27 protein-coding genes, 3 pseudogenes and 1 riboswitch are annotated in these 25858 nt (G+C 55.6%); of the genes and pseudogenes, 29 read left to right on the forward strand and 1 reads right to left on the reverse strand.

Annotated features, from left to right (window positions below):
* Positions 1-27 precede the first annotated feature (27 nt).
* Entirely contained in the window at positions 28-426 is a 399-nt protein-coding gene (locus B9L21_RS04455) for a hypothetical protein (protein ID WP_063165400.1), read from the forward strand.
* A 138-nt stretch (positions 427-564) separates the two neighbouring features.
* On the opposite strand, the gene B9L21_RS04460 is transcribed toward B9L21_RS04455, so the two are convergent.
* Complete coding sequence (locus B9L21_RS04460; protein WP_063165401.1) at positions 565-1374, reverse strand: DUF2935 domain-containing protein; 810 nt, start codon at positions 1372-1374, stop codon at positions 565-567.
* A gap of 194 nt (positions 1375-1568) precedes the next feature.
* Between B9L21_RS04460 and B9L21_RS04465 the strand changes: the two genes are divergently transcribed.
* The 28 genes and pseudogenes from B9L21_RS04465 (at position 1569) to B9L21_RS04590 (ending at position 25853) form a co-directional block, all read left to right on the forward strand.
* Positions 1569-2873, forward strand: coding sequence for a superoxide dismutase (locus tag B9L21_RS04465; protein ID WP_063165402.1), 1305 nt, complete (start codon positions 1569-1571; stop codon positions 2871-2873).
* A gap of 335 nt (positions 2874-3208) precedes the next feature.
* Positions 3209-4354 carry a D-alanyl-D-alanine carboxypeptidase family protein gene (locus B9L21_RS04470; RefSeq protein ID WP_063165403.1) on the forward strand — a complete coding sequence of 382 codons (1146 nt, stop codon included), beginning with the start codon at positions 3209-3211 and terminating at the stop codon, positions 4352-4354.
* The gene (locus B9L21_RS04475; RefSeq protein ID WP_063165404.1) at positions 4347-4943 is read left to right on the forward strand and encodes a nucleoside recognition domain-containing protein; all 597 of its coding nucleotides are present in this window, start codon (positions 4347-4349) and stop codon (positions 4941-4943) included. The genes B9L21_RS04470 and B9L21_RS04475 overlap by 8 nt, the downstream gene beginning before the upstream one ends.
* The gene (locus tag B9L21_RS04480) at positions 4943-5476 is read left to right on the forward strand and encodes a spore maturation protein (RefSeq protein ID WP_063165405.1); all 534 of its coding nucleotides are present in this window, start codon (positions 4943-4945) and stop codon (positions 5474-5476) included. The genes B9L21_RS04475 and B9L21_RS04480 overlap by 1 nt, the downstream gene beginning before the upstream one ends.
* A 194-nt stretch (positions 5477-5670) precedes the next feature.
* A complete protein-coding gene (gene rluB, locus B9L21_RS04485) occupies positions 5671-6402 on the forward strand; it encodes a 23S rRNA pseudouridine(2605) synthase RluB (protein WP_063165406.1) in 732 nt (243 codons plus the stop codon).
* Positions 6403-6546: 144 nt separating this feature from the next.
* A complete protein-coding gene (resA, locus tag B9L21_RS04490) occupies positions 6547-7071 on the forward strand; it encodes a thiol-disulfide oxidoreductase ResA (protein ID WP_063165407.1) in 525 nt (174 codons plus the stop codon).
* A 13-nt stretch (positions 7072-7084) separates the two neighbouring features.
* Positions 7085-8743, forward strand: coding sequence for a cytochrome c biogenesis protein ResB (locus tag B9L21_RS04495; RefSeq protein ID WP_063165408.1), 1659 nt, complete (start codon positions 7085-7087; stop codon positions 8741-8743).
* The gene (gene ccsB / locus B9L21_RS04500; RefSeq protein ID WP_063165409.1) at positions 8730-9917 is read left to right on the forward strand and encodes a c-type cytochrome biogenesis protein CcsB; all 1188 of its coding nucleotides are present in this window, start codon (positions 8730-8732) and stop codon (positions 9915-9917) included. Before B9L21_RS04495 ends, ccsB begins: the two co-directional genes overlap by 14 nt.
* A gap of 96 nt (positions 9918-10013) precedes the next feature.
* The gene (locus tag B9L21_RS04505; protein WP_063165410.1) at positions 10014-10739 is read left to right on the forward strand and encodes a response regulator transcription factor; all 726 of its coding nucleotides are present in this window, start codon (positions 10014-10016) and stop codon (positions 10737-10739) included.
* Positions 10739-12532 (forward strand): ATP-binding protein, encoded by a 1794-nt coding sequence (locus B9L21_RS04510; RefSeq protein WP_063165411.1) that lies wholly within the window; start codon positions 10739-10741, stop codon positions 12530-12532. Before B9L21_RS04505 ends, B9L21_RS04510 begins: the two co-directional genes overlap by 1 nt.
* 117 nt (positions 12533-12649) lie before the next feature.
* Positions 12650-13867, forward strand: coding sequence for an N-acetylglucosamine-6-phosphate deacetylase (nagA, locus tag B9L21_RS04515; RefSeq protein ID WP_063165412.1), 1218 nt, complete (start codon positions 12650-12652; stop codon positions 13865-13867).
* Positions 13854-14609 carry a glucosamine-6-phosphate deaminase gene (nagB, locus tag B9L21_RS04520; RefSeq protein WP_063165413.1) on the forward strand — a complete coding sequence of 252 codons (756 nt, stop codon included), beginning with the start codon at positions 13854-13856 and terminating at the stop codon, positions 14607-14609. Before nagA ends, nagB begins: the two co-directional genes overlap by 14 nt.
* A complete protein-coding gene (locus B9L21_RS04525; protein ID WP_063165414.1) occupies positions 14606-15334 on the forward strand; it encodes a GntR family transcriptional regulator in 729 nt (242 codons plus the stop codon). Before nagB ends, B9L21_RS04525 begins: the two co-directional genes overlap by 4 nt.
* A gap of 20 nt (positions 15335-15354) precedes the next feature.
* Positions 15355-15453 (forward strand): annotated as a pseudogene (locus tag B9L21_RS04530) (PTS N-acetylglucosamine EIICBA subunit); the annotation flags it as partial.
* 140 nt (positions 15454-15593) lie between these two features.
* On the forward strand, positions 15594-15902 hold the full coding sequence (locus tag B9L21_RS04535) for a hypothetical protein (protein ID WP_413229265.1): 309 nt from the start codon (positions 15594-15596) through the stop codon (positions 15900-15902).
* Positions 15886-16032 carry a transposase gene (locus tag B9L21_RS18245; RefSeq protein ID WP_413229266.1) on the forward strand — a complete coding sequence of 49 codons (147 nt, stop codon included), beginning with the start codon at positions 15886-15888 and terminating at the stop codon, positions 16030-16032. The genes B9L21_RS04535 and B9L21_RS18245 overlap by 17 nt, the downstream gene beginning before the upstream one ends.
* Before the next feature lie 247 nt (positions 16033-16279).
* A pseudogene (locus B9L21_RS04540) lies at positions 16280-16585 on the forward strand (PTS transporter subunit EIIC); the annotation flags it as partial.
* A gap of 104 nt (positions 16586-16689) precedes the next feature.
* A pseudogene (locus tag B9L21_RS18250) lies at positions 16690-17098 on the forward strand (IS982 family transposase); the annotation flags it as partial.
* Positions 17099-17220: 122 nt separating this feature from the next.
* On the forward strand, positions 17221-17688 hold the full coding sequence (locus B9L21_RS04545; protein ID WP_369769992.1) for an NUDIX hydrolase: 468 nt from the start codon (positions 17221-17223) through the stop codon (positions 17686-17688).
* An 83-nt stretch (positions 17689-17771) separates the two neighbouring features.
* Positions 17772-17971, forward strand: a riboswitch (cobalamin riboswitch).
* Positions 17972-18111: 140 nt separating this feature from the next.
* Positions 18112-19068 (forward strand): ABC transporter substrate-binding protein, encoded by a 957-nt coding sequence (locus B9L21_RS04550; protein WP_063165417.1) that lies wholly within the window; start codon positions 18112-18114, stop codon positions 19066-19068.
* A complete protein-coding gene (locus tag B9L21_RS04555) occupies positions 19055-20089 on the forward strand; it encodes a FecCD family ABC transporter permease (protein ID WP_089134980.1) in 1035 nt (344 codons plus the stop codon). Before B9L21_RS04550 ends, B9L21_RS04555 begins: the two co-directional genes overlap by 14 nt.
* Positions 20086-21561, forward strand: coding sequence for an adenosylcobinamide amidohydrolase (locus B9L21_RS04560; protein WP_063165419.1), 1476 nt, complete (start codon positions 20086-20088; stop codon positions 21559-21561). The genes B9L21_RS04555 and B9L21_RS04560 overlap by 4 nt, the downstream gene beginning before the upstream one ends.
* Positions 21558-22529, forward strand: coding sequence for an adenosylcobinamide-phosphate synthase CbiB (gene cbiB / locus B9L21_RS04565; protein ID WP_063165420.1), 972 nt, complete (start codon positions 21558-21560; stop codon positions 22527-22529). The genes B9L21_RS04560 and cbiB overlap by 4 nt, the downstream gene beginning before the upstream one ends.
* Entirely contained in the window at positions 22486-23556 is a 1071-nt protein-coding gene (gene cobD, locus B9L21_RS04570) for a threonine-phosphate decarboxylase CobD (protein ID WP_063165421.1), read from the forward strand. Before cbiB ends, cobD begins: the two co-directional genes overlap by 44 nt.
* Positions 23553-24110, forward strand: a complete 558-nt coding sequence (locus B9L21_RS04575; protein WP_063165422.1) for a bifunctional adenosylcobinamide kinase/adenosylcobinamide-phosphate guanylyltransferase — start codon at positions 23553-23555, stop codon at positions 24108-24110. Before cobD ends, B9L21_RS04575 begins: the two co-directional genes overlap by 4 nt.
* Complete coding sequence (locus tag B9L21_RS04580; RefSeq protein WP_063165423.1) at positions 24107-24895, forward strand: adenosylcobinamide-GDP ribazoletransferase; 789 nt, start codon at positions 24107-24109, stop codon at positions 24893-24895. The genes B9L21_RS04575 and B9L21_RS04580 overlap by 4 nt, the downstream gene beginning before the upstream one ends.
* On the forward strand, positions 24853-25503 hold the full coding sequence (locus B9L21_RS04585) for a histidine phosphatase family protein (protein WP_063165424.1): 651 nt from the start codon (positions 24853-24855) through the stop codon (positions 25501-25503). The genes B9L21_RS04580 and B9L21_RS04585 overlap by 43 nt, the downstream gene beginning before the upstream one ends.
* Positions 25437-25853 carry a bifunctional adenosylcobinamide kinase/adenosylcobinamide-phosphate guanylyltransferase gene (locus tag B9L21_RS04590; RefSeq protein WP_063165425.1) on the forward strand — a complete coding sequence of 139 codons (417 nt, stop codon included), beginning with the start codon at positions 25437-25439 and terminating at the stop codon, positions 25851-25853. Before B9L21_RS04585 ends, B9L21_RS04590 begins: the two co-directional genes overlap by 67 nt.
* Positions 25854-25858 lie beyond the last annotated feature (5 nt).

The raw sequence follows: 25858 nt of genomic DNA on the forward strand, positions 1-25858 counted from the left end.
AACGGCTGATCGGGAAGGGGGGCGCTCATGAACGTTTGCCGCTTGTACGGCGAAGAGCTGCAAAAATCGCAGTCGAATACGTTTGAAGACTATTTTAACCGCTCAGAAGTCACCTATCGTGACGGCGGTGAAGAGCGGACGCTGTCCGTGTTGTATTTGCGCCATTTTGAGGCGACGCTGCTTGATGTGCTGCCATACGAAGGCGATCCGCTGTTTACGGTTGCCGGACGCGACATTCATTTACGCGACATCGTCGCCCTCGTCTGTTTATGGCAAAATCCGGCCTATCGGCAGCGCCGGCGCGTCTATATTCATGACGAGGATGAGCTGCGCCGCTATTTTGCCGCCGTTGATGGCCAAACGTTGCAGGCGTTGGTGAGCGAATGGGCGGCCACTGGCGCTTGCCGCCTGCCGCTGCCATCGTAACAGAAGACGGGTGCGGGGCATAGTTTTTTACACTTCGACAGAACGCGGCCGCCGGGCGTTGTTTGCCAGTCGCCGGGCGCGATCAGTGATTTTGCGGAAAAGCGGTTCCTTCGGGCGAACCGCTTTTTCTCATGCCGGCTATTCCGTCCGCGGCTTGGTCGGGTCGCACGCCGGTGGCTTCACCTCGCCGGTAGTCTCGGCCAGCTTTTGCAAATAGTAACATTCTTCGCGCGCCATATGGTCGGCCATGAGCGGCGACAGCACACCAAGCACTTCATTGTTTAATTCCATCTCCTCGAGTTCGTGCAAAAAGCTTTGGAAAATGGCCATTTCCAGCTCGATTTGACGGTGGAAGCGGGAAAGCGCCGGAAACTGATGAACGTTAGCCCGCAAGTAGCCGGCCATCTCAATGGCTTTCAGATAAAAGGCTTCCCATTCCTTCGTGAACGTATGGCTTTGCTGCTTCAGCTGCTTTTCCGTATGGTCGAGCCGGTCGTGAATGGCCCCGGCATGGCCGGCGGCGTCAAGCAGCCAAAGCAAATCGTGATGAAGCGGATGAACGCGCGGCGGCCGCTTTCCTTGGGCATAGCAGTCAGCGAGGCGCAACCATTCATCAAGTTCGTTCACCATATGGTTCAAAAACGTCGGCGGCAATGAAAAGCGAAACGACTCGGTTACATGGCGCCGCAGCAAGTGGAGTTTGAACGCCCGCAGCCGTTCACCCGCTTCTTTTCCGCGGATGATAAGCGCGGACCACGCCGCGGCGGCTTCCGGCCGGCGCGCTTCGGCGAGCAAGTCGTCAAACAGGCGCTGCAGCTGTTTCGCTTCATTGATTTCTGCCCGCTCGCTTTCGGCGAGCGCTTCAACAATAAACCGGCAATGGTCGCCAAGAATTTGCATCCAAAAACGGAGTTCAAAAAGCGCTTCTTGCTCAATCGGTTGGCTCATTCGTTTTTTCGCAGAGCGCGTCGCACAGGGGAATGCGACGATTCTGCTTTTCCCTCCTTGCTATGTTTTGCCTATGTTGATCATCTCGCTCCTATATGTATGTGCGGTTAGGAATTTGGGTGAATGCGGACAAGAACGATTTTCCCAGGCCGGCATACGATATGGCGAAAAAAGCAGGAGGAGGTTTTTACCAAATGGACGACCAAACGTTATTCGCCCGGTATGCGGCTGAGGTGAACGAATGGGGAGAACAGGTCAAGCAGGTGCTGGCGCTGCGCGGGGCAAGCACTGATGGCGCTTCGGCGCTGCTGAAGTTTATCGCCGAACATGACGGAGCGTGGACGGAAGAGGCAATCCGCGAACTCACGCGCCTTGTGGATGACGTGTACGCCGCTGCGCTTCGCCATTATGCCATCGAAGCGGCTGAGTGGGGGAGACAAATGGAGCACGCCCTATCCGCGCGCGGAGCGGCGGATGACATCGGCCTTTCTTCTTTGTTGGCGCGCATTGAAGAACACGACGGCGAGTGGACGGAGGAGGAGATTGGTCAACTGCAACGCCTTGTTGACGATGTGTATGTTCGAGCCGTTCGCCTTGTCGAACCAGTAGCCGGCGGACAGGAGGAAAACTCGCCGCGGCGGGAAGAAGCAGCCGTTTTGCTTGAGCAGGAAGGCGGCGGAGAACCAAGCGTCGAGGAGATCGTCACACACGGGGGAGATACCGAACAAGAGCCGGCCGCGGCGGCGGAACGGGCGGAGCCGATTGCATCCTCATCGGCGGATTCCGCTGATGGCGGGCAGTTGCACAAGGAAAAGACGATTGACGAAGAGCAGCGGCAAGAGGAAGGCGAGGCCGATGGTGAACGGCAGCGGCCGATCCCGCCTGGCAAGCATGTGCTGCCGCCGCTGCCGTACAGCTACAATGCGCTTGAGCCTCATATTTCCGAAGAAATTATGCGTCTCCACCATACGAAGCATCATCAAAGCTACGTCGACGGCCTGAACAAGGCGGAGCGCATGATGGCTGAGGCGCGCCGTACGAACAATTTTGAACTGTTGAAACATTGGGAGCGGGAGGCGGCATTCAACGGTTCCGGCCACTATTTGCACACCATTTTTTGGTATAACATGCACCCGGAAGGCGGCGGCGAGCCGCGCGGGGAGCTACGGGCGCAAATAGAACGCGACTTCGGCAGCTTTGCCGCATTCCGGCGCCACTTCACCGAAGCGGCGAAAAGCGCCGAAGGGGTTGGCTGGGCGCTGCTCGTTTGGGCGCCGCGGGCGCATCGGCTCGAAATTTTGCAGGCGGAAAAACACCAGCTCATGACGCAATGGGATACGATTCCGCTTCTTGTGCTGGATGTATGGGAGCATGCGTACTACTTGCAATATAAAAACGATCGGGCGGCGTATATCGAACATTGGTGGAACGTCGTCAATTGGCGCAACGTTGAAGCGCGCTTCAATGAAGCGCGGAAGCTGCGCTGGCAGCCATTTTAAACAGGCGGGGGGACCCCCGCCTGTTTTTTTGAGGGGTAAAAGCCGGCTCCTTGTCTAGGAGGGCGTTTTTGCCGAAAACGCGATGCGGTTTGCTCTAGGTGTTGCACGTGTAGTCCCATCCTTCATCTGGCGGAAGCCTGCGAACGCTTCTACGGCCATATTTTTTCATCATATTTGTCCGAGCGGCGCATACACTTGTACAAAGCATGGTTCCCATGCCCAGCCTGTTTCCGTTGCGGAGTTTCCTCTGCTGCGCTCATTTCAGCCTAATTGGAAAGGAGGAACAGGCGATTCCTCCCTGTTTGCCGAAGGAGGGGGATCCTCGCCGATATCGGATGAAGAGGTGGAAGCGGCTCGTTTGGCTCATTGCGCTCATTGCGGGGATCACATTCTGTGTTCCGGGGCAGCTGCACGCCATGGACGGGGTGAGCGCGAAAAGCGCGATTTTAATAGAGCAACATTCCGGGCGGATTTTGTTTGCAAAAGACGCCTATACAAAACGGCGTATCGCCAGCATTACGAAAATTATGACCGCCATTTTGGCGATTGAGTCCGGGAAGCTTGATGATACAGTGACGGTCAGCGCCCGCGCCGTCCGGACGGAAGGGTCGTCAATTTACTTGCGCCAAGGGGAGAAAATGAAGCTGCGCGATCTCGTGTACGGACTGATGCTTCGTTCCGGCAATGACGCCGCGGTCGCCATCGCTGAACACGTCGGCGGCAGTGTCGAGGGGTTTGTGTTTTTAATGAACGAAAAGGCGGCTGAAATTGGGATGCGCGATACGGAATTTGCCAATCCGCACGGGTTGGATGATGCGGAAAACCATTATTCGACCGCTTACGACATGGCGCTGTTGATGCAATATGCGATGAAAAATGAAGAGTTTCGCCGCATTTCCGGAACAAAAGTATACCGCGCTCCTGCCCCGCCTGGTGAAGACGGGGCGCGTGTATGGCGGAATAAAAATAAGCTGCTAACAAGCCTTTACGAATATTGCACCGGCGGCAAAACCGGCTATACGAAGCGGGCGCACCGCACGCTTGTGACAACGGCGTCGAAAGATGGGGTCGATTTGATCGCGGTGACGTTGGACGCTCCGGACGACTGGAACGATCATATCGCCATGTATGAGTACGGGTTTTCCAACTACCATATCGCAAAAGTCCGCGGCGAGCGGGTCGTGAAGAAAATTTCCGACCCGTTTTACAGGGGGCGGCTGCGGGCAGCCCGCGATTTGCAATATCCGGTGACCGAACAGGAGACGGGAGAGCTGCGGGTGAAAGTATATTTGTTGAAGCCGCGCGCTGAATGGAAGGAAACCCCAAGCCGCGCGCCGACCGTAGTTGGAAAAGCGGTGCTTTATTTGAACAAACAGGCGGTTGATGAAGTGCCGATTTTTTATGAGCCGGAGAAAGGCAAAAGCAGCCGGGGGTTCTTTTGGCAAGTATTTCGGTTTTTAGGTGTGAGAGGCGATGGTTAACCTCATTTGGGTGATGATGGCGGTCATCGGCATCGCCTTTGCTGCGGCCAACGGCACGATGGAGGAAGTGAACAAGGCGGTGTTCGAAAGCGCCAAAGAAGCGGTGACGATCAGCATCGGCATGATCAGCATTTTAGTATTTTGGCTTGGATTGATGGCGATCGCTGAGCGGGCTGGCTTGCTTCATAAAGTCGCGCGCCTGTTCATGCCCATTGTGCGCCGCCTGTTCCCGGAAGTGCCGCCCGGCCATCCGGCGCTCGGCTACATCGTCTCGAATATGGTCGCCAATATGTTCGGCCTTGGCAATGCAGCGACGCCGATGGGCATTAAAGCGATGGAGCAGCTGAAGCGGCTCAACGGCGACAGCGACGAGGCGAGCCGGTCGATGGTGACGTTTTTAGCCATTAATACGTCAAGCATTACCCTCATTCCGGCGACGGTCATCTCGATTCGGATGACGTACGGTTCGGCGTCGCCAGGCGAAATTATCGGCACGACAGTCGTCGCCTCGACGGTTTCGACGATCGGGGCGGTATTGATTGACCGGTATTATTATTGGAAACGGATGCGGAAAGGCAGGAAGCCATGATGGCCATCGTCCAGCTTCTTTCAGTTTGGCTCATTCCGGGGCTCATCGCCTTGATTTTGCTCTATGGCACGGTGAAAAAAGTGCCGACGTACGAGGCGTTTGTCGAAGGCGGCAAAGAAGGGATCGAAATTGCGTTTTCGCTCATTCCATATTTAGTCGGCATGTTAGTATCAGTCGCCATTTTTCGTGCATCCGGGGCGCTTGAGGCGCTGATGGCGACGATCAAGCCGCTCGCTGCGGCCATCGGGCTGCCGGCCGAAGTCGTTCCGCTCGCCGCGATTCGCACGATTTCCGGCACGGCTGCGCTCGGCATGACGACCGATTTAATTGCCACATACGGCCCCGACTCGTTTATCGGACGCCTCGCTTCCACAATCCAAGGCAGCACCGAGACGACGCTTTATGTGCTCACCGTCTATTTTGGCGCCGTCGGCGTCAAAAAAATGGGCGACGCGTTAAAAGTCGGCGTTTTGGCGGACATTCTTAGCTTTATCGTCTCCTTTTTCATCGTCTTGCTTGTATTCGGGCGCTGACCGCGTCCTTTTTTTGTTTTCCCGCCATCCGGCGGGTTTTTGTTTGAGAGACGCTTGCCGATCCGTTGAGCGTTCCCGGCCTGTGCTCGCGCTTGGAAATGGGGGGATGTCCGGCTCGAGATGATAAAAATAAAAGCGGCATGCTTGTATCTGTCTAACGGAAAGGGTAAGATGATGAAAGAGGTGAGAAGCAAATGGAACGGTTGCAAAAAGTGATTGCCCGCGCCGGCATCGCATCAAGGCGCAAGGCGGAAGAAATGATTTTGCAAGGGCGGGTGAAAGTCAATGGCCGCGTCGTCACCGAACTCGGCGTCAAAGTCGGACCGAGCGACGATGTGGAAGTCGACGGCATCCCGGTCGAGCGCGAGGAGCCGGTCTATTATTTGCTCTATAAGCCGCGCGGCGTCATCTCGAGCGTCAAAGATGAGAAAGGGCGCAAAGTGGTGACCGACTTTTTTAAGGATCTCCACCAGCGCATTTACCCGGTCGGGCGGCTTGACTACGATACGTCCGGCCTGCTCTTGTTGACGAATGACGGCGATTTTGCCAATTTGCTGATGCATCCGCGCTATGAGATCGAGAAGGTGTACGTCGCTAAAGTGAAAGGCATCCCGACGCGCGAGCAGCTGAAACAGCTCGAGAAAGGGGTGCTGTTGGAAGACGGCATGACGGCGCCAGCAAAAGTGAAACTGCTCTCAGCTGATCGGAAAAAGCGGACGGCGATTGTCGAAATCCGCATTCATGAAGGGCGCAATCGGCAAGTGCGCCGCATGTTTGAGGCGATCGGCTGCGAGGTGCTGAAGCTGAAGCGGGAGCGGTACGCGTTTCTCGATTTGAAAGGGCTGCGCCCCGGCGAATACCGCGAGCTGACGCCGCATGAAGTGAAGCTGCTGCGCGCGATCGCCCAATCCGGGGGAAGAAAATGACGAAGATTGTCACATAACGTTCATATCCTTGCGCATAAACGAGCGAGGGACTTTGCTATAATGGAAAATGGGAGATTATGAACTGCCACGTCGGCCCCTGCGGCATCGGCCGCAGGGGGAAGAGAAACTGAAGGGGGTTGAGCGATGAAAAAACAACAGCGCTTAGTGATGAGGACAGCGATTTTGCTCGTGCTGCTGGCTGCGCTCGGCTATACGATTTACGCCAATTTTTTCACCGAGAAAAAGGCGGTCGCTGTCGGCTCCACAGCGCCCGATTTTGTGCTCGCTGACTTAAAAGGGCGTGAACACCGTCTCTCAGACTATCGCGGCAAAGGCGTTTTTTTGAACTTTTGGGGAACGTGGTGCAAGCCGTGCGAGCGGGAGATGCCGTATATGAACGAGCTGTACCCGGTTTACAAAAAACAAGGGGTTGAAATTTTGGCTGTCAATGTCGGTGAACCGAAGTTGAGCGTTGAAAAGTTCGCGGAACGGTTCGGCCTGACATTTCCGATTGTGATCGACCGTCAAGATCAAGTGTTGAACGCCTATAACGTCGGGCCGCTGCCAACCACGTTTTTGATTGACAAAAACGGCGAAGTGAAGAAAATCATCACCGGCGCGATGACAAAAGCAGACATTCAGCGCCATTTGGAAAGCATCAAACCGTAAGGAGTTTTGCGCCATGGAACACGTCAAATGCGAATGCGGCCATGTCAATCCGCACGGCACGGCGTTTTGTGAGTCGTGCGGCAAGCCGCTTGCCGATTTGGGAGAAAAACTGATTTTGGACATGCGCTACGAAGGAAGCGCGCGCCGGTCACAAACGTACAACCGAACGATCGTCGACCAAATTTGGGCGTTTTTCTCGTCGGTCAAAGTCGGGGTGGCGCTCATCGTCATCACGCTCATCGCTTCGGCCGTCGGTACGATTTTTCCGCAAGAAATGTATATCCCGCCGAACGTGAATCCGGCTGAATACTACGAAGAGCAGTACGGTTGGGCAGGGAAGCTGTATTATGAGCTCGGCTTTAACAACTTGTACGGCTCATGGTGGTACATTTTGCTCATCGCCTTAATCGGCGTTTCGCTTGTCATTTGCAGCTTGGACCGGGTCGTTCCACTTTACCGCGCCTTGAAGCGGCAAGGGGTGAAGCGCCATCCGCGCTTTTTAGAGCGGCAGCGGCTGTTTGGCGTTTCGCGCGTCGGCGATATGGACAAGGCGGTCGCTCTGCTGAAAGAGCGGCTCGCCAAGCAACGATACCGCATCCGCGAAGAAGGCGGCCATCTGCTCGCCGAAAAAGGGCGCTTTTCCCGCTGGGGACCGTATGTGAACCATGTTGGCCTGATCATCTTCTTAATCGGGGCCATGCTTCGCTCGGTGCCGGGCATGTACATTGATGAGGTGATGTGGATTCGCGAAGGGGAAACGAAAGAAATCCCAGGGACTGACGGCCAGTACTTTTTAAAAAGTGAAAAGTTTATTTTTGACACGTACAAAAAAGGCGAAGACAATGAAGTGTTTAATGCCGCCATCGACCGTGTCGGCGATGGCATGATTGCGGAAAACTATCAGACAAATGTCGTCTTGTATAAGCGCGTCGACCCGACAGTCGCCGGCGCCAAACCGAAGCTCGAAAAGGTGAAAGAATATTCGATTCGCGTCAACGAACCGCTGAAATTCAACCATTACGCACTCTATCAAGTCGATTTCCGGCTGAACGAGCCGAAAACGATGTCGTTCCAACTGGCGGATAAACAGTCGGGAAAAACGTTCGGCACGGTAGCGATCGACTTGTACGATCCAAAAGAAACGTACGACCTCGGACGGGGGTATCGCGTCGAGCTATTAAGCTATTTTCCTGACTTTGAGTTTGACGAAGACGGCAACCCGTCGACAAAATCGCGCGTGCCGAACAATCCGGCGTTCGTCTTTAAAATGTATGCGCCGGATCGACCGGAAGGGGAAGTCAGTTTCGTCGCCATCCAACAAACGATCGAACCGTTTGGCGACAACAAATATAAAATGGCGTTTGCGGGGCTTGAGACGCGCAACGTCTCTGGCTTGACCGTCCGCCGCGATTTCACGCTTTGGATTTTAGGGGTGGGCGGCGCGATTTTCATGATCGGGCTCATCCAAGGAATGTATTGGAATCACCGCCGTATTTGGGTGCAGCGGGTGAACGGCGAATTATGGATCGCCGCACATACGAATAAAAACTGGTTCGGCTTGAAAAACGAGCTGCGCCGCCTGCTTGACGGCACCGGCTTAACGATGCCGGCCGATCGGCTCGAGGAAGAGAAAAAAGCCGGACAAGGAGGACAAGCGCATGGCACAGCTTAGCAGCACATTGCTATATATTTCGTTCGTTTTCTATTTGATTGGCACGTTTCTTTTCGGCGGCGCCATTCGCGACAAACGGAAGGAGCGGCAAGGAAAAGACCGCTGGTCGCAGCTTGGCATTGCCGTGACGATCATCGGTTTTCTCACCCAGGTCGGGTATTTCATCACGCGCTGGATCGCTGCCGGGCATGCTCCGGTGAGCAATTTGTTCGAGTTTATAACGTTTTTCGGCATGATGCTTGTCGCTGCTTTTATCATTGTTTATTTCATTTACCGGTTGAGCGTGCTCGGCCTGTTTGCGCTGCCGGTCGCGTTGCTCCTTATCGCCTATGCGAGCATGTTTCCGCGGGAAATTTCGCCGCTCATTCCCGCCTTGCAAAGCGATTGGCTGCACATCCACGTCACGACTGCGGCGGCCGGGGAGGCGATTTTGGCCATCAGCTTTGTCGCCGGACTCATTTATTTGATCCGTGTCGTCGACCAGTCGAAACCGTCGAAGCGCACGTTTTGGCTCGAAGCCGTCATGTTTTGCTTAGTAACCACGCTCGGTTTCGTCATCGTTTCGACAGCGTTCGGGCTTTCTGGGTATGAGGCGAAATTTTCGTGGATTGACAAGAACGATCAACCAGCGGAAGTCGAGTACCATATGCCGGCGCTCGTCGGGCCGCATGAGGGCGAGCTCGCCAAAGACAGCGCCGGCCGCATGAAGCCGCTTGTTGAGATGCCGGCGATCATTAACGCGAAAAAGTTGAATACCGTCATTTGGTCGTTGATGGCGGGGGCGGTCTTGTACATCGCGCTTCGCCTCGCATTGCGCAAACGCATCGCAGCGGCGCTGCAGCCGCTTGTGAAAAACGTCAATTTGGATTTAACCGATGAAATTTGCTATCGAGCTGTAGCGATCGGATTCCCGGTGTTTACGCTCGGGGCGCTCATTTTTGCCATGATTTGGGCGCAAATTGCTTGGACGCGTTTTTGGGGCTGGGATCCGAAAGAAGTATGGGCGCTCATCACCTGGCTGTTTTACGCCGCCTTTTTGCACCTTCGTTTGTCAAAAGGCTGGCATGGTGAAAAGTCGGCATGGCTCGCCGTCATCGGCTTTGCCATTATTATGTTTAACTTAGTGGCGGTCAACCTCGTCATCGCGGGGCTGCACTCATATGCCGGGACATGATCGCAAGGCAAACGGATGCCCTATTGGCGGGCATCCGTTTTTTCAGTAAACTAGAAAGTGGAGACTGTTTCCATCTTGTAAGGGAGGGTATTTGGCATGGAAAAACAAGAAAAGCCGATCCGCATTTTAGTGGTCGATGATGAAGAACGCATCCGTCGACTCTTGAAAATGTACTTGGAACGGGAAAACTATGCGATCGACGAAGCCGGCGATGGCAATGAAGCGCTTGAGAAAGCGCTGGCGAACGACTACGACGTCATTTTGCTCGATTTAATGCTGCCGGGCAAAGATGGAATTGAGGTGTGCAAAGAAATTCGCGAGCAAAAAGCGACGCCGATTATGATGCTGACGGCGAAAGGCGAAGAATCAAACCGCGTTCAAGGGTTTGAAGTCGGCACCGATGATTATATCGTCAAGCCGTTCAGTCCGCGCGAAGTCGTGCTGCGCGTAAAAGCGCTGTTGCGCCGCGCAGCGAATGCCGCCTACGCGCCGGTGGAGACGACGGCGAAAGACGTGCTTGTGTTTCCGCATTTGACGATTGACAACGATGCCCACCGGGTGACGGTCGACGGCAAGGAAGTCAGCTTAACGCCGAAAGAATATGAGCTGCTTCTCTTTCTGGCCCGCTCGCCCGACAAAGTGTTCGACCGCGAACAGCTGTTGAAGGAAGTATGGCATTACGAATTTTTCGGCGACTTGCGCACGGTCGACACCCACATTAAACGGTTGCGCGAAAAGTTGAATAAAGCGTCGCCGCAGGCGGGAAAAATGATCGTCACCGTCTGGGGCGTCGGCTACAAGTTTGAGGCAGTGAGCGACTGATGTGGCTGTTTCGCAGTGTCGTCGGGAAGCTATGGTTTACGATTTTGCTGCTCGTTTCGTGCGTGCTGTTTATTTTAAGCATTTTGCTTATTAAATTTTTGGAAGATTATTATGTGCAGGAAGCGGAAAACGACTTGACCCGCCTGGCGACAAAAGTGGCCGAGGTGATGCACGATTACCGCGATGAGCAGCTTGCCCGCTCGATCGCTTGGACGCTTGTGGACAATCGAACGAAAGCCGTCATCGTCGCCGATGAGTCGCACTATTGGTATTCGCCTGGCGATGCTGGTTTGGATAATATGCCACTGTCGTCGATCCGCCAAGATCGGGACTTGCGGCGTGTGCTGACAGATGGGAAAACGGTGAAAAAGCGTTTGTATATGCTGGAGCGGCATCCAAAAGAAAAGCTGCCCCGTGATATGATCATTGTCGGCGTGCCGATGTCGATGCCGGATGGCAGCCGAGGAGCTGTGTTTATCTATCAGTCGCTCGAGGCGATCGCCGACGCGACGGAGCGGACGAAAGAGTTAATTTTTCTCGCCGCGTTTATCGCCATTGTCATGACGACGTTTTTTGCCTTTTTCTTGTCGACGCGCATCACCGCTCCGCTCCGGAAAATGCGCCAAGCCGCGTTCGAAATGGCGCGGGGCCATTTCGATATGAAAGTGCCGATTTTAACGAACGATGAGATCGGTGGGCTGGCGATGGCGTTCAACCAAATGGGACGGCGTCTGCAGTTTAACATCAACGCCTTAAACCAGGAAAAAGAACAGCTCGCCAGCATTTTAAGCAGCATGGCCGACGGCGTGATTACGTTTAGCCGCGACGGGGAAATTTTAATTACGAACCCGCCGGCGGAGCGGTTTTTGCAGGCGTGGTATTTCGAGCAAGGAAACGACGCGGAAACGATAGCGCCGCTGCCGCCGCAGGTAAAAGAACTGTTCGCCCGCGTCGTCCGCGAGGAAAAGGAGCAATCGACCGAGGTGACGATGCAAGGGCGGACATGGGTCATTTTAATGACGCCATTATACGGAAAAACGATGGTGCGCGGCGCGGTCGCCGTTTTGCGCGACATGACCGAAGAGCGGCGGCTTGATAAGCTGCGCAAAGATTTCATTGCCAACGTCTCGCACGAGCTGCGCACGCCGATCGCCATGCTGCAAGGCTACAGCGAGGCGATCATCGACGACATCGCCGCCAGTGAGGAAGAGAAGAAAGAGATGGCGAAAGTCATTTACGACGAGTCGCTGCGCATGGGCCGCCTTGTTAACGATTTGTTGGACCTCGCCCGCATGGAGGCGGGCCATATCGAGCTGCAATATGAGCGGGTCGAGCTTGTCCCTTACGTGGAGCGGGTGATCCGCAAGTTTTACGGGCTGGCGAAAGAAAAGCAAATCGAGCTGACGGCCGAGTTTCGCGACGAGAACATCGAAATCGCAATCGATCCAGACCGGATCGAACAGGTGTTAACGAACTTGATCGATAACGCCATTCGCCATACGGAGGCGGGCGGCACGGTCCGTCTGATTATCGAGCGAAGCGGCGACGGCGTAACGATTCACGTCCAAGACTCCGGTTCCGGCATTCCGGAGGAAGATTTGCCGTTTGTGTTTGAACGGTTTTACAAAGCCGATAAAGCGCGGACGCGCGGCCGCTCAGGCACCGGACTCGGCTTGGCTATCGCTAAAAACATCGTTGAAGCGCATAAAGGGCTCATTACCGTTCATAGCAAACGGAACGAAGGAACGACATTTTCGTTTTATTTGCCGGCCCGCGAACCGAAAAGGGCGTAGCGCCGTTCAGGGGGGGCGGATGGACGCCTCTTTTTTTTTTTGATACTTCTCATTTTTAGTGGTCTAGACAACTAGAACATATGATGTTATGATCATCATAGAAAGAGAGGGATGGCTATGAAACGGCGGCTGTTAAAAAACGCTGTCGTGTATGCGGAAACAAGGAAAATGGACCAAGGATATGTGTTGATCGAAGGAGAGAAAGTGGCTGATATCGGTCCGATGTCACGATGTCCAACCGATATTGAGGCGGAAGTGATCGAGCTTTCTTCACGATTTTCCGTCATACCAGGATTAATTGATGTTCACATTCACGGAGCAGCCGGGGCGGATGTGATGGATGCGACGCCGTCAGCGCTCCATGCGATGGCTAACGCCTTGCCGGCGGAAGGAACAACAAGCTTCCTGGCGACGACAATGACGGCGCCAAGCGAACAAATCGAAGCGGCGCTTATGAACGTAGCGCGCTATATGGAGCAGGCGAACGGCCCGGGGGCGGCTGAAGTGCTCGGCGTTCATTTGGAAGGGCCGTTTTTGTCGCCAAAGCGCGCCGGGGCGCAGCACCCGCGTCATCTCGCCGACCCGGACGTTTCGCTGTTTCGGCGTTGGCAAGAAGCTGCCCGTGGCCATATCCGCCTTGTGACGCTCGCCCCGGAGCGGGACGGGGGGCTTGATCTTGTCGCTTATTTAAAGAAAACGGGGGTCGTCGCCTCGATCGGCCATTCCGACGCCGTTTACGACGAGGTGAAAGCGGCGGTCCATGCAGGGGTGACGCATGCGACCCACCTGTTCAATGGGATGCGCGGCATCCATCACCGTGAACCGGGTGTCGCCGGTGCGGTGCTTATGTTTGAAGAAGTGATGTGCGAGCTGATCGCCGACGGGTTGCACGTTGCGCCGCCGATGGTTCGCTTCGCTTACCGGAATAAAGGAAGCGAGGGGCTTATCTTAATCACCGACGCCATGCGGGCGAAATGTCTCGGCGATGGGAAGTATGATCTCGGCGGCCAAGAGGTGGAAGTCTGCGGCGGGGAGGCGCGGCTTGCCGACGGCACGTTGGCGGGAAGTGTGTTAAAGCTTGCTGATGCCCTTCGCCGTGTGATCGACTGCACCGGCTGCACCCTCGAAGAAGTGATCCGCATGGCGAGTTGGAATCCGGCGAAACAACTCTGCGTCCTTGACCGGAAAGGGAGTCTGCGGCCGGGCAAAGACGCCGATGTCGTCGTGCTTGACGAACAATACGAGGTAGCGATGACGTTTTGTCGCGGCGCGCTCGCTTACCGGAAACAAAGGAAAACACAAGGGGCAGGGAGGGACGGCCATGAAGCTCATTGAGGCTGCGGATTATGCGGACATGAGCCGCCAGGCGGCGAGAATGATTATCGAACAAGTCAAGGAAAAACCGACGGCGGTTCTCGGGTTAGCAACCGGTTCGACGGTGCTTGGCGTGTACCGTGAACTTGCTGCCGATCATCGGCAGCACGGAACATCGTACCGGCTCGTGCGCACGGTGAATTTAGATGAGTATGTCGGGCTCGGCCCAGATCATCCGAACAGCTATCGCCATTATATGAATCACCACTTGTTTGCCCAATTGGACATCCCGCTTCACGAGACGCACGTGCCGGACGGCTTGGCCGCTGATTTAGGTGAGGAGTGCCGGCGCTATGAGCAGCTGATTGATGCGCTAGGCGGCATTGATTTACAGCTCTTAGGCATCGGCCGCAACGGCCATATCGGCTTTAACGAGCCGGGGACGCCGTTTTCGTCGACGACCCATGTCGTTGAACTGGCCGCCTCGACGCGCGAAGCGAACGCCCGCTTTTTCCCGTCGCTGGATGACGTGCCGCATTACGCCATTACGATGGGGATCGCGACCATTTTGCGGAGCCGCCGCATCGTGCTGTTGGCATCAGGGGAGGAAAAAGCTGCGGCGCTCGCTCGGCTGTTCGAAGGCATCGTTTCGCCCGAGCTGCCGGCTTCGGCGCTTCACCTCCATCCGGACGTGACGATCATCGCCGACCAAAAGGCGCTGTCACTCATTCCGAAGGAACAACGGCAGGTGGATGTTCCATGATTGATAAACAATCCCCTGTACCAATCTACTACCAGCTCGAGCAGTATATGAAGGAGAAAATTGAAAAAGGGGAGTGGCAGCCGGGGGAGATGATCCCGTCGGAGCGCGAGTTGGCGGAAACGTATCATATTAGCCGGATGACCGTTCGCCAGGCGGTCAACAATTTGGTCAACGACGGCTACCTCATTCGCCGGCGCGGAAAAGGGACGTTTGTCGCGGCGGAAAAAATCGAGCAGCCGTTGAAAGGACTGACGAGCTTTTCCGAAGATATGCGGGCGCGCGGCATGGAGCCGGACACCATCGTTCTTGGCTTTGAAACGGTGCCGGCTTCCGGGAAACTGGCTGAATGGCTCGCTGTTAAGGAAGGGGACGCTCTTTACGAAATTCGCCGCCTCCGTTTAGCCGACGGTTCGCCGATGGCGCTGGAGACGCTCTACATTCCCGTCCATCTTGTTCTCGGGCTGACGCGTGATGTTGTAAGCGGTTCCGTCTATGAATTTATCGAAAAAGAAAAAGGGATGATCATCGGTTCTGCTGTTCAAACACTGGAAGCATCTGTCGCCCGCAAGCTGGAAGCCGAGCATTTGCAGGTGAAAGAAGGGGCGCCGGTGCTGCTGCTTGAGCGCCGCACATACCTTGATGACGGCCGGCCGCTCGAAGTCGTCAAATCGGTGTACCGCGGTGATCGGTACAAATTCATTGTTGAAATGGAACGGCGAAAATAAAAAGGGAGGAATGAATGGTTATGTTAGGATTTTTGCAGCGTCTCGGAAAAGCGTTAATGCTGCCGATTGCTGTTTTGCCGGCGGCTGGATTGTTGCTTCGGCTCGGCCAGCCTGATTTATCTTAATTAGGCGAGAAGACTCCCACTTCAACGAAGCGAAGCGGAGTAAGTGGGAGATGAATCGCCTTAACTATATTTTGCTGAAAATAGGATAGATTCAGTAAAATATAGTATCATATAGTTAGATGGGAGGTGAAAACATGTATTTTTGTATCAAACAACAGCTAAATGGTTTGACCAAAGAAGAATACTTGACTCTTCGAGAACTGTGCCATATTGCCAAGAACATGTACAACGTCGGATTGTACAATGTCAGACAATACTATTTTGAACACAAGGAATTTCTTAATTATGAGAAAAACGATCATCTTGCAAAAACTAACGAAAACTATAAGCTGTTAAACAGCAACATGGCACAGCAAATTTTAAAAAAGGTCAATGAAGCCTTTAAATCTTTCTTTGGTTTGATCAGTCTTGCCAAACAAGGAAAATATGACTACACGCAATAATAAAGTGAATGATTATATCAACAAGACTTGCCGTTACATCATTAACTACTGTATTGAAAATCAAATTGGCAAACTTGTCATTGGCTATGCGGAAACATTACAACGCAATATTAATCTAGAAGGCCGGTGAATTAATGGGGCATAGACTTCCCACATGTCGAATTTTGGAGGCCATTCTCCCCGCCGTTTGGCGCCAAAGGATGGGAAGACGAGCAGGACTTCCTGCTCCCAATTCCGGTTGTAAAGCTGTAGACCTGAGTGTCTTATGCTCTAGCGGCGAAGTGGACACGCCTCAAAGAATAAGGATTGCTTGAAGCAGTCAAACTTCTTTGGAAGCCCCCACTTCAAATTTTCGCTAGAAAATTAAATGGGGGTAGTTCACGGCCGGCTTCTTCCCGATCATGATGTTTGGCCTGCCCGCGGCAGCGCTGGCGATGATCGCGGCGGCGAAAAAAGAGCGTCGCAAAGCGGTCGCCGGCGCGCTCCTTGGCGTGGCGTTGACGTCGTTTTTAACCGGGATTACGGAGCCAATTGAGTTTCTATTCATGTTTTTATCGCCATTGCTCTACGTTGTCCATGCCGTGTTGACCGGCTTGTCGCTCGCAGTGGCGACAATGCTTGACATCCACCACGGGTTTACGTTCTCGGCCGGGGCGATTGACTTTTTCTTAAACTACGGCATTACCCGTGGTGCTAGATAAAATCAGACGAGCATAAAAATAGTCCTTGTATGAAAATCTCCTTTTAAAATGAAAGTGCTCACCTAACATTAGAAAGGAGAAATCCCATACAAGAGCGTCTTCATTTTACAACGGATCAAGCGGAAATTCAAAAGCAATATACGGCGATCTTGTTCTTGGTATCAGCGCAACTGTCTGGCGGCTCTAAATGTATTGTAGCGCTGAAATCGTCATTTGTTAAAGCAAGGAAATGGGTCATAATCGCCATTCATATTCTTGGAAAGTTGTTTTGTTTTACTTCGGAACGAGCAGGGTATCAGTATGTCATTGGAAACTTATTCACTAGGGAGATGTTCCCTGAACGCTCTCGATATAACTGTTGTTGTCGGTTGCTCCGTTTTTCCGTTAAATAGAGTTTTTCTAATAGATCCGTCACCAACTAGCGAGGCACGGACAACATCATGCCTATGCTGTTGTGGAGATCTTGTCCCTCTTGCGCTGTGTCATCACGTGAGGCGTTAATGTTCAACTAGCACCACGGATTTTCCTTATTTTTTTCAAGATGGCAGTATAGATGGGGCAGCTGCTTTTTTTCTGCAGGAGAGGGCTAGGATCATTCCGCGATGTAGGAGGAGAGCTTGATGGATAAACACCAACAAGCCATTATCACCGTTTCAGCCTATATTACGAATGACACGGGAGAGGTTTTACTTGTTAAAAGCTATGACCGCTCCGATACGTGGGAAATGCCGGGCGGACAAGTTGAACCAGGCGAGCCGCTCGATCGGGCCGTTCATCGCGAGGTGTATGAAGAGACTGGCGTTGACATCCGTCTCATCGGGGTCAGCGGCGTGTATTACAATGAAACTAAAAATATCATAAACATTGTATTTAAAGCGACATATGTGAAAGGAAACGTTTCTCCCCAGCCTGAGGAAATTCAAAAGGCGAAGTTTGTGTTGATCGATGAGTCGAATATTGATGAATATGTGACATGGCCGCATTTGAAATCGCGGGTGCTCGATGCGATGAAAAGGGAATGCTCTGTTCCGTATGAAACATGGGTTATGAATCCATCTCGATTGTCTGCAAGAGTGGGAAGGTGACGACTTCCCTCCAACCTGCTGTAAATTCATAGTTGTCAAATGCTAAACGCTGCATTATTATAAAAATGTCCATATCCGACAAATTCATCAACTCGCAGCAAGGTGCCGAAACGGCTTAATAGGGAATCCGGTGGGAATCCGGAGCTGTCCCCGCAACTGTCAATGCGGACGAAATGAAATCGCCACTGTACGGACAGATGGCTTGCGCTGTTTTCCGTACGGGAAGGCTTCAGAGTAGGATGAAGCATGAGCCAGTAGACCTGCCTTGCTTGCCGCAGTTTCCGAATCTTCGGGGGGTGAGACGCGGAAACAGTCGTACAGGGCATTGTTGTGCCCATTGGCGGTCTGTTTCGCGCTCATTCCCAGATTTAGGCGGAATGGGCGTTTTTTATTGTACATACATCACTGAAGGGGGAATGACGGATGAAACGTTGGACATGGCCGGCGGTGGTGGCGGTGTTCTTCCTTTTGGCCGCCGTGCTCGTCGGCTGCGGCGGGGCGAATGGCAGCACCGAGCCTGCGAAAAAAGAAGAACCGAAAACGGAACAAACGGCGTTTCCGGTGACGGTGAAAGACGGGCTTGGGGAAGAGGTGACGATCAAAGCAGAACCGCAAAAAATCGTCTCGCTCATTCCAAGCAATACGGAAATCGCCTACGCGTTGGGACTTGGCGAGAAAATCGTCGGCGTCAGCGATTTTGACAATTATCCAGAGGATGTGAAAACGAAAACGAAAATCGGCGGCATGGAATTTAACGTCGAGAAAATTATTTCTCTGAAGCCGGATCTTGTTCTCGCTCACGCATCAAGCGCCCATAACTCGAAGGACGGCCTGCAGCAATTGAAAGACGCCGGCATCACCGTGCTCGTTGTCCATAACGCCGCGTCGTTTAACGATGTGTATGCGTCGATTGAACTCATCGGCAAGGCGACCGGAACGGCGGACAAAGCGGAGCAAGTCATCAATGACATGAAGGCGAAACTGGCGGAGGTGAAGGAAAAAGCCAAACAAATTCCGGCTGACAAGCAGGCGAATGTCTGGATTGAAGTGTCGCCGCCGCCGCAACTGTATACGACCGGCAAAGGAACGTTTATGGACGAGATGCTAAAGGTAATTTCTGCTAAAAATGTTGCCGGCAGCTTAGAAGGCTGGCCGATGGTGACCGAGGAACAAGCGGTCGCATACAAGCCGGATGTCATCATCACGACATACGGCGGGGCGAAACAAGTGCTTGAGCGCGCCGCTTGGAAGGACGTGCTGGCCGTGAAAAACAAGCGGGTGTATGATGTCAACACCGACCTAGTGAGCCGGCCGGGTCCGCGTCTTGTCGAAGGGGTCGAGGAACTTGCCAAAGCCATTTACCCGGATGTGTTTAAGTAAAACGTGGATATATATCGTGGCCGCTGCTGCGGCTGTCTTTTCACTGCTCGTGGGGATATCGACCGGGTCGCTGTCGATTCCCTTTTCTTCTATTATCGGCATTCTCGCCGCCGAATGGTTCGGGATGCCGCTTCCAGCCGGCATTCCGGCGGATTGGGTGCCGATTGTGATGGCGATTCGCCTGCCGCGCGTGGTGCTTGCCTTTTTGGTCGGGGCTTCCTTGGCGCTGGCCGGAGCGGCGTTTCAAGGATTGTTGAAAAACGCGCTCGCCGACCCGTATACGCTCGGCGTCTCGTCCGGCGCGTCCGTCGGGGCGGTGCTCGTTATTTTTCTCGGCTGGCAATGGCCGCTGCTCGGCACGTTTACGCTGCCGATCGTGAGCGTTTTATGCGGCATGGCGACACTTGCCGCTGTCTTGACGTTCACCCGCATGGTTGAACGACGAATGTCGGTCGAGACGATCATTTTAGCCGGCATTATTTTCGGCGCCTTTTTCAGCGCCTTCATTTCGCTCATGATCGCCTTGACGGGCGAGGAGCTGCGGCAAATCATCTCCTGGCTGATGGGGAGCGTGGCGATGCGCGGATGGAAGTATAGCGGGCTATTGTTGCCGTTTTTTCTCGTTGGTGCGGCAACGCTTATCGCCAACGGCCGCGAACTGAACGCGTTCGCGTTCGGCGAGGCGGCGGCGCTTCACGTCGGCGTCGATGTGACACGCCGCAAAATCATCATTTTAACGGCGGCCGCGCTGCTCACCGGCGCGGCAGTGTCGGTGTCGGGAACGATCGGCTTTGTCGGGCTTGTCGTTCCACACATGGTCCGGCTTGTGTGCGGGCCGAACTATCGGGTGCTTTTGCCGCTGTCGCTCTTGTACGGCGGAGCGTTTCTTGTGCTTGCCGATGTGGCGGCACGGACGATCATTGAGCCGCGCGAGCTGCCGATCGGCGTCATTACATCGCTCATCGGCGCCCCGCTGTTTGCCGCCCTATTTTTCCGAAAAACGAAACGAAAGATGGGATGACCATGCTCGACGTGCGTGCCGTATCGCATCGGTACGGACAGAAACAAGTGCTTGACGGCGTGACGTTTTCCGTTGAAAAAGGGGAGCTGTTCGGCATTTTGGGGCCGAACGGGAGCGGGAAGACGACACTGCTCAAATTGATCAGCAAAGAGCTTCCGCTTGCAAGCGGCGAGATTGCCATAAGCGGTCGGCCGCTTTCCGAGCTGTCGGCCAAGCAATGGGCGCGGTTGGCCGCCGTTTTGCCGCAAACGGCGGAAACGGCGCACGGCTATATGGTGAGAGAAACGGTGGCGCTCGGCCGCTACGCCCATCAGCATGGCTTGTTTCCGACGTGGACGGCAGAGGATGAAACCGCCGTTCAAGAGGCGCTTGCCGCTGTCGGTTTGGCCGGCAAAATCGATGTGCCGCTCGAGCGGTTAAGCGGCGGCGAGCGGCAGCGGGCTTATTTGGCTCGGGCGCTTGCCCAAGAGCCGCAGCTGCTCTTGTTGGATGAGCCGACCAACCATATGGATATAAGCGGGCAAGTTCGTCTTCTTGACCAGCTCGCCCAAGCCGCGCGCGCACGCGGCTTGACGGTGGTCGCTGTCTTTCACGACATGAGCGTTGCCAGCCTGTATTGCGATCGAGTGCTCGTTTTAAAAGAAGGAAAAACAGCCGCGCTCGGCGCGCCGGCGGACGTCATGACGCCGGAGCTGCTGAATGACGTGTTTGCCGCCCCGGTCGTGCGCCAAGCACACCCGGCGGCAGCGAAGCCGATGTTTTCGTTTGTGCCGCAACATCAACGCGAGAAAGCGCCGTCCATCGGCGGGATGCGCCCGTCTTTTCTCGATGACGCTGTCGTTCTCGCCGCTCGCACCCCCCTGCGCGTGTTATCCTCAGCGCTTGTCGGTGGCGGGTTTCAATGGGCGACCCATTTCGTCAACCGCCATGTCGGCTTGGACTACGATTGCCGCGATGCGGAAGGAGACATGCGGCGTTATTTGGAACAGCACGGATTTCCCGTTGCCCGGACGATCGGCATGATGACCGCCGTCGATGTGCGCGATGCCGTCTGGCGTCAGAAAGATGGGGAAGCGTTTTCGGTTGCGGTCATGGTGACGGCCGGCGTCGGCAATGCGGTTGACGCCGCCCGGGCGTGGCAGCATCAGCCGATTGTGGCGAAGCCGGGGACGATCAATATGGTCGTCGTCATCGACGGGACGCTGACTGAGGCGGCGTTCGTTCAGGCGGTGATGACAGCGACGGAGGCGAAGACGAAAGCGCTGGCCGACCGCTCGGTGTACGACCCGGAAACGGGAACGGCCGCCACCGGAACGTCGACTGATTCGCTCGCAGTGGCGGCGACGCAAACCGGACGGACGTTCGCTTATGCCGGGACGGCGACCGAGCTTGGCCGCGCGCTCGGCCGGCTTGTGTATGAGGCGACGGCCGAGGCGCTCGACCGCTATGAGTGGCGGAGGGGAAAACGATGACCCATCTGGCGGCGTTGACGTTGGCATTGTTTCTTGATGCGCTGTTTGGCGACCCGCGCTGGCTGCCGCATCCGGTGCGCGGGATGGGAGCGCTCATCGCCTATTTTGATCGGCGTTGGAATCAAGGAGGCGGCCGCCGGGCTAAAGGAGTGGCGGCCGTGGCCGCCGTGCTGGCTGTCGTCTATGGATTGTCTGCGCTCATCGTTCATATCGGCTACGCCTTATCAGTATACATTGGCGCAGCGGTCGAAGCAGTGCTGATTTTTACAGCCATTGCGACAAAAAGCCTTGCTGAGGCGGCTGAGGATGTGCGCCGGCCGCTTGAAGCGGGCGATCTTCCGGAGGCGCGCCGCGCGCTGTCGATGATCGTTGGCCGCGATACCGAACGGCTCGATGAAGCCGGCATCACCCGCGCCTGCGTGGAGACGGTGGCGGAAAACACGAGCGACGGCATTACCGCCCCGCTCTTTTACGCAGCCATTGGCGGCGCCCCGCTCGCCTTATTGTATCGGGCGGTGAACACGTGCGATTCGATGATCGGCTACAAAAACGAGAAGTATCGCGAATTTGGCTGGGCGGCCGCCCGGCTCGACGATGTGCTGAACTATATTCCGGCGCGGCTGACGGCACTCGTAATGGTTTTTGCCTACGGCGGCCGCCGCCTCCGCCGCTCTTTGGCCGTGTTATTTCGCGACGCCCGGCGCCATCCGAGCCCCAACAGCGGCTGGCTTGAGGCTGCGATGGCTGGATTGCTCGGTGTTCAGCTGGGCGGGACAAACACATACGGCGGCATCGTCTCCGAGCGGCCGACGCTCGGAGACCCGGACGTCTCGCTTCGCTCTGTTCATATTCGCCGAGCGGTCGGCATCATGGCCGGGACGGTGCTCGCTTTTACGCTGCTGCTATGGATCGGGGGGATGATCATTGCATTGGCCGGCGCATGGGGCGAATCCACACGCGCTTTATAAGCGGTGCGGACTTACGCCTCCAGCTGAGTACATTGATTTCAGCGTCAATACGAACCCGTACCGGCTGCCGCCTTCCGCCTGGCCGAACAGCAAAGAGTGGATCCGCTGGGCTAGTGAGTATCCTGACTTAGAAGCGGAAGCGCTCGTGGCGCTGATCGCCAGGCAGGAAGGGATTGAGCGTGGGCAAGTGCTCATGACGAATGGAGCGGCTGAGGCGATTTATTTGTTGGCGGCCTTGTTTGCCGGCCGGCGGGTCGGCGTGTTGGAGCCGACGTTTTCTGAGTATCGGCGCGCCTGCCTCGCCTACGGTTGCGAGGTAGCGGCGTTTATGGCCGCGGAAGAACGCGGCTTCTCCTATGATATGGAAGAGGCGGCAGCGTGGGCGGCGGGGCGGGACATCGTGTTTTTATGCCATCCGAACAATCCGACCGGGACGGCGGTGCCGGAGCATGCACTTCGGTCGTTTATTGATGCGGCCGGCCAAGCCGGTACGTATATCGTTGTCGATGAAGCGTTTTATCCGTTTTGGTGCGGCGGGTTTACCGCCGTGCGCTGGCTGGACCGCCACCCGCGTCTCATTGTGCTCCGATCATTGACGAAAATCCATCATTTAGCAGGGGTGCGCCTCGGCTATGTCGTTGCCAATGAGGAGATCGTTGCCGCGTTAAAAACGCGGCAACCGCCATGGAGCGCAAGCCAAGTCGCCCAGCAGCTGGCAATCCGCTTTTTGCAAATGGAGCCGTTTGTAGAGTGGACAAAAGAGCGGCTGGCTGCCGAGCGGGAGCGGGTGTTTCGTATGCTTCCTGCCGGACGGTATGACGTCTCGCCGTCGGTCGTCAACTTTTACTTGCTTCGTCCGCGGTCAGGGCGGACGGAGGCGCTGCTCTTCCATTTATTAAAGAAAGGGATTGTACCCCGGCATACGATGAATTTCCCAGGGCTTGACGGCCGCTACGTGCGGCTGGCGGTCAAAACACAGACCGAAAACGACCGGCTTCTCGAAGCCTTGATGGGGTGGGATGGATGATCGTGTTTGTGAGCGGTGCGGTGCGCAGCGGCAAAAGCGAAGCGGCGGAAGCGTGCGCTAGGTGTCTCGCCCACGGCGGCCGGCTCCATTATCTCGCTACTGCACGGGCGGCGGATGCAGAAATGGCGGCGCGCATCCGCCGCCATCAAGAGCGGCGCACTGCCAGCGGAACGCATTGGACGGTGTGGGAAGCGCCGGCACGCCTCGGCCGACTTGCCCGGTCGCTTCATCCTTCCGACGTTGCGCTCATCGATTGCTTAACCGTGTGGCTGGCGAACGAGCTGTTTAGCGGCGACAGCTGGCGAACGGAGGAGACGTCATTCGCCATCGCCCGCCGGCTGCTCGATGACGTGCGGCGCTTAGCGGATGCCTGCCGAGCCGTTGTCATCGTTTCAAACGAGCTGTTTTCCGGCGGCGTACCGGCTGATCCTGGCACGTTTCACTATATGAAAACGCTCGGGTGGCTTCATCAACAGCTGGTCGCGGAAGCGGCAGCCGCCGCAGTCGTTGAATGCGGCCTCGTTCGGGTGAGAAAAGGGCGGTGGCCGCAATGAAGCAGATGTGGAACGGTTGGCTGTTGGCGCTGCAGCTGTTTACCGTCATTCCGATTCGGCGCTCTATTGAATGGAATGCCCTTCATGTCCGTTGGCTTGTGCGCTTCATGCCGCTTGCGGGGGCGGCGATCGGGGCGCTGGCTGCGGGAGCATATGCTTTATGTTTTCTATTTTCGTTCGGCTCGCCGGCTTTTCTGGCGCTTCTCATTCTTTGGCTTGGCATTTGGATGGCCGGCGGGCTGCACGCCGACGGTTGGATGGATGTGAGCGACGCCTTTTTCTCGTATCGCGACGCCAAACGGCGGCAGGAGATTATGTCCGATTCGCGCGTCGGCGCCTTTGCCGTCTTGTCGCTCGTCTGTTTATTGTCGTTTCGTTGGCTGTTTTTGTATGAGGCGATTGCGGCGGGGATTCCGCCGATGTTGTTTGTTGCCGTGCCGCTGTTGTCGCGGACAGGGGCCGCCTGGTTGCTTTGCGTCGGCAAGCTGGTGAAACCGACAGGAATGGCGGCATCGGTGCGCGAATATAGTTCATGGCGCGATGCCGTCTGGTCGCTTGTGCTCGCATTCTTCTCCCTTTCGCTTCTTTCGTCGATCGGGGGCGTCCCCGTATGGATCAGTGCTGCGCTCGTTATGGCAATGGCGCTTTTGGCGCTAGCGACCAGGCCATGGGCGGAAAAACAGTTCGGCGGCGTCACCGGTGATGTGCTCGGAGCGCTCATTGAAGGAGGGGAGACGCTGTTATGGGGCGTCGTTTGGCTATTACACTCATCCGTCATGGGATGACAGAGTTGAACCGCCAACGGGCGTATATCGGCTGGACGGATGCGCCGCTGGCTGCCGCTGAGCGCGTTCGGCTCCGCCACCTAAAGCCAAAGCTGCCTATGGCGGTTGACCGGGTTGTTTCAAGCGATCTTTGCCGCTGCCAGGAGACGGCGGTTTTGTTGTTCGGCGGCCGCCCGGCGGACTGGTGGACAAGCGGGTGGCGCGAGCTGTCGTTTGGCGTTTGGGAAGGAAAAACGTTTGCCGAATTGGCTGAAGAACCGGCGTACCGCCAATGGCTTGAGGCGCCGTTTTCCATAGCGCCGCCCGGCGGGGAAAGCTATGCCGGTTTTCAGGCGCGCATCACACAGGCGCTCGCGGAGACGATCGCTTTGGCTGAGCGAAGCGGCGCCCGCCATATCGCCGTCATCACCCACGGCGGCCCAATTCGCTTCATGCTCGAGCAATATGCGCCGGTTTCGCGTCCGTTTTGGGAATGGGATGTGCCGTTTGCCGGCGGGTATACGCTCGATTCCACGCTCGAGCGCTGGAAAGGGGGAGAGCGATGCATTTCGTTGTCGGCGGTGCGTTTCAAGGAAAACGAAAATGGGTGCGGGAACGGTACGGAATAAGCGATGGTGTTCATATGGTATGGCATGACGGCTATCAAGAGCCATACGGGCTGCCGGACGGCATCAAGACGGCGAAAACAGTCGTCTTTGATGGGCTCGAAGCCGCCATTCGCCGCTTCCCGGATGCCGAAGAATGGGAGCGATTTTTCTGCGCTTGGAAGCAATGGGAAGACGAAGTGGCCGGCCGCACGGTTGTCTGGGTCGGGACAGACGTAACGCAAGGCGTCGTTCCGACCGCTCGAGAGGATCGGCGTTGGCGCGACGCGGTCGGGATATGCTATCAGCGGCTGGCCGCCATATGCTGCCGCGTCGACCGAATTTGGTGCGGGCTGGCAGAACGATTAAAATAAGGGGG

This window comes from Geobacillus uzenensis (assembly GCF_002217665.1).
In the GTDB taxonomy this organism is placed as follows: Bacteria; Bacillota; Bacilli; order Bacillales; family Anoxybacillaceae; genus Geobacillus; species Geobacillus subterraneus.

Excerpts from the sequence above, each read along its gene's own strand:
- B9L21_RS04575 (WP_063165422.1), top strand. The coding sequence starts at position 23,553 with ATGATCGTGTTTGTGAGCGGTGCGGTGCGCAGCGGCAAAAGCGAAGCG.
- nagA (WP_063165412.1), top strand. The coding sequence starts at position 12,650 with ATGAAACGGCGGCTGTTAAAAAACGCTGTCGTGTATGCGGAAACAAGG.
- B9L21_RS04495 (WP_063165408.1), top strand. The coding sequence starts at position 7,085 with ATGGAACACGTCAAATGCGAATGCGGCCATGTCAATCCGCACGGCACG.
- cbiB (WP_063165420.1), top strand. The coding sequence starts at position 21,558 with ATGACCCATCTGGCGGCGTTGACGTTGGCATTGTTTCTTGATGCGCTG.
- B9L21_RS04470 (WP_063165403.1), top strand. The coding sequence starts at position 3,209 with ATGAAGAGGTGGAAGCGGCTCGTTTGGCTCATTGCGCTCATTGCGGGG.
- B9L21_RS04550 (WP_063165417.1), top strand. The coding sequence starts at position 18,112 with ATGAAACGTTGGACATGGCCGGCGGTGGTGGCGGTGTTCTTCCTTTTG.
- B9L21_RS04590 (WP_063165425.1), top strand. The coding sequence starts at position 25,437 with ATGCATTTCGTTGTCGGCGGTGCGTTTCAAGGAAAACGAAAATGGGTG.
- B9L21_RS04580 (WP_063165423.1), top strand. The coding sequence starts at position 24,107 with ATGAAGCAGATGTGGAACGGTTGGCTGTTGGCGCTGCAGCTGTTTACC.
- B9L21_RS04465 (WP_063165402.1), top strand. The coding sequence starts at position 1,569 with ATGGACGACCAAACGTTATTCGCCCGGTATGCGGCTGAGGTGAACGAA.
- B9L21_RS04560 (WP_063165419.1), top strand. The coding sequence starts at position 20,086 with ATGACCATGCTCGACGTGCGTGCCGTATCGCATCGGTACGGACAGAAA.
- rluB (WP_063165406.1), top strand. The coding sequence starts at position 5,671 with ATGGAACGGTTGCAAAAAGTGATTGCCCGCGCCGGCATCGCATCAAGG.
- B9L21_RS04505 (WP_063165410.1), top strand. The coding sequence starts at position 10,014 with ATGGAAAAACAAGAAAAGCCGATCCGCATTTTAGTGGTCGATGATGAA.
- B9L21_RS04460 (WP_063165401.1), bottom strand. The coding sequence starts at position 1,374 with ATGAGCCAACCGATTGAGCAAGAAGCGCTTTTTGAACTCCGTTTTTGG.
- B9L21_RS04525 (WP_063165414.1), top strand. The coding sequence starts at position 14,606 with ATGATTGATAAACAATCCCCTGTACCAATCTACTACCAGCTCGAGCAG.
- B9L21_RS04510 (WP_063165411.1), top strand. The coding sequence starts at position 10,739 with ATGTGGCTGTTTCGCAGTGTCGTCGGGAAGCTATGGTTTACGATTTTG.
- B9L21_RS04585 (WP_063165424.1), top strand. The coding sequence starts at position 24,853 with ATGGGGCGTCGTTTGGCTATTACACTCATCCGTCATGGGATGACAGAG.
- B9L21_RS04475 (WP_063165404.1), top strand. The coding sequence starts at position 4,347 with ATGGTTAACCTCATTTGGGTGATGATGGCGGTCATCGGCATCGCCTTT.
- ccsB (WP_063165409.1), top strand. The coding sequence starts at position 8,730 with ATGGCACAGCTTAGCAGCACATTGCTATATATTTCGTTCGTTTTCTAT.
- resA (WP_063165407.1), top strand. The coding sequence starts at position 6,547 with ATGAAAAAACAACAGCGCTTAGTGATGAGGACAGCGATTTTGCTCGTG.
- B9L21_RS04535 (WP_413229265.1), top strand. The coding sequence starts at position 15,594 with ATGTATTTTTGTATCAAACAACAGCTAAATGGTTTGACCAAAGAAGAA.
- B9L21_RS04480 (WP_063165405.1), top strand. The coding sequence starts at position 4,943 with ATGGCCATCGTCCAGCTTCTTTCAGTTTGGCTCATTCCGGGGCTCATC.
- B9L21_RS18245 (WP_413229266.1), top strand. The coding sequence starts at position 15,886 with ATGACTACACGCAATAATAAAGTGAATGATTATATCAACAAGACTTGC.
- B9L21_RS04455 (WP_063165400.1), top strand. The coding sequence starts at position 28 with ATGAACGTTTGCCGCTTGTACGGCGAAGAGCTGCAAAAATCGCAGTCG.
- B9L21_RS04555 (WP_089134980.1), top strand. The coding sequence starts at position 19,055 with ATGTGTTTAAGTAAAACGTGGATATATATCGTGGCCGCTGCTGCGGCT.
- nagB (WP_063165413.1), top strand. The coding sequence starts at position 13,854 with ATGAAGCTCATTGAGGCTGCGGATTATGCGGACATGAGCCGCCAGGCG.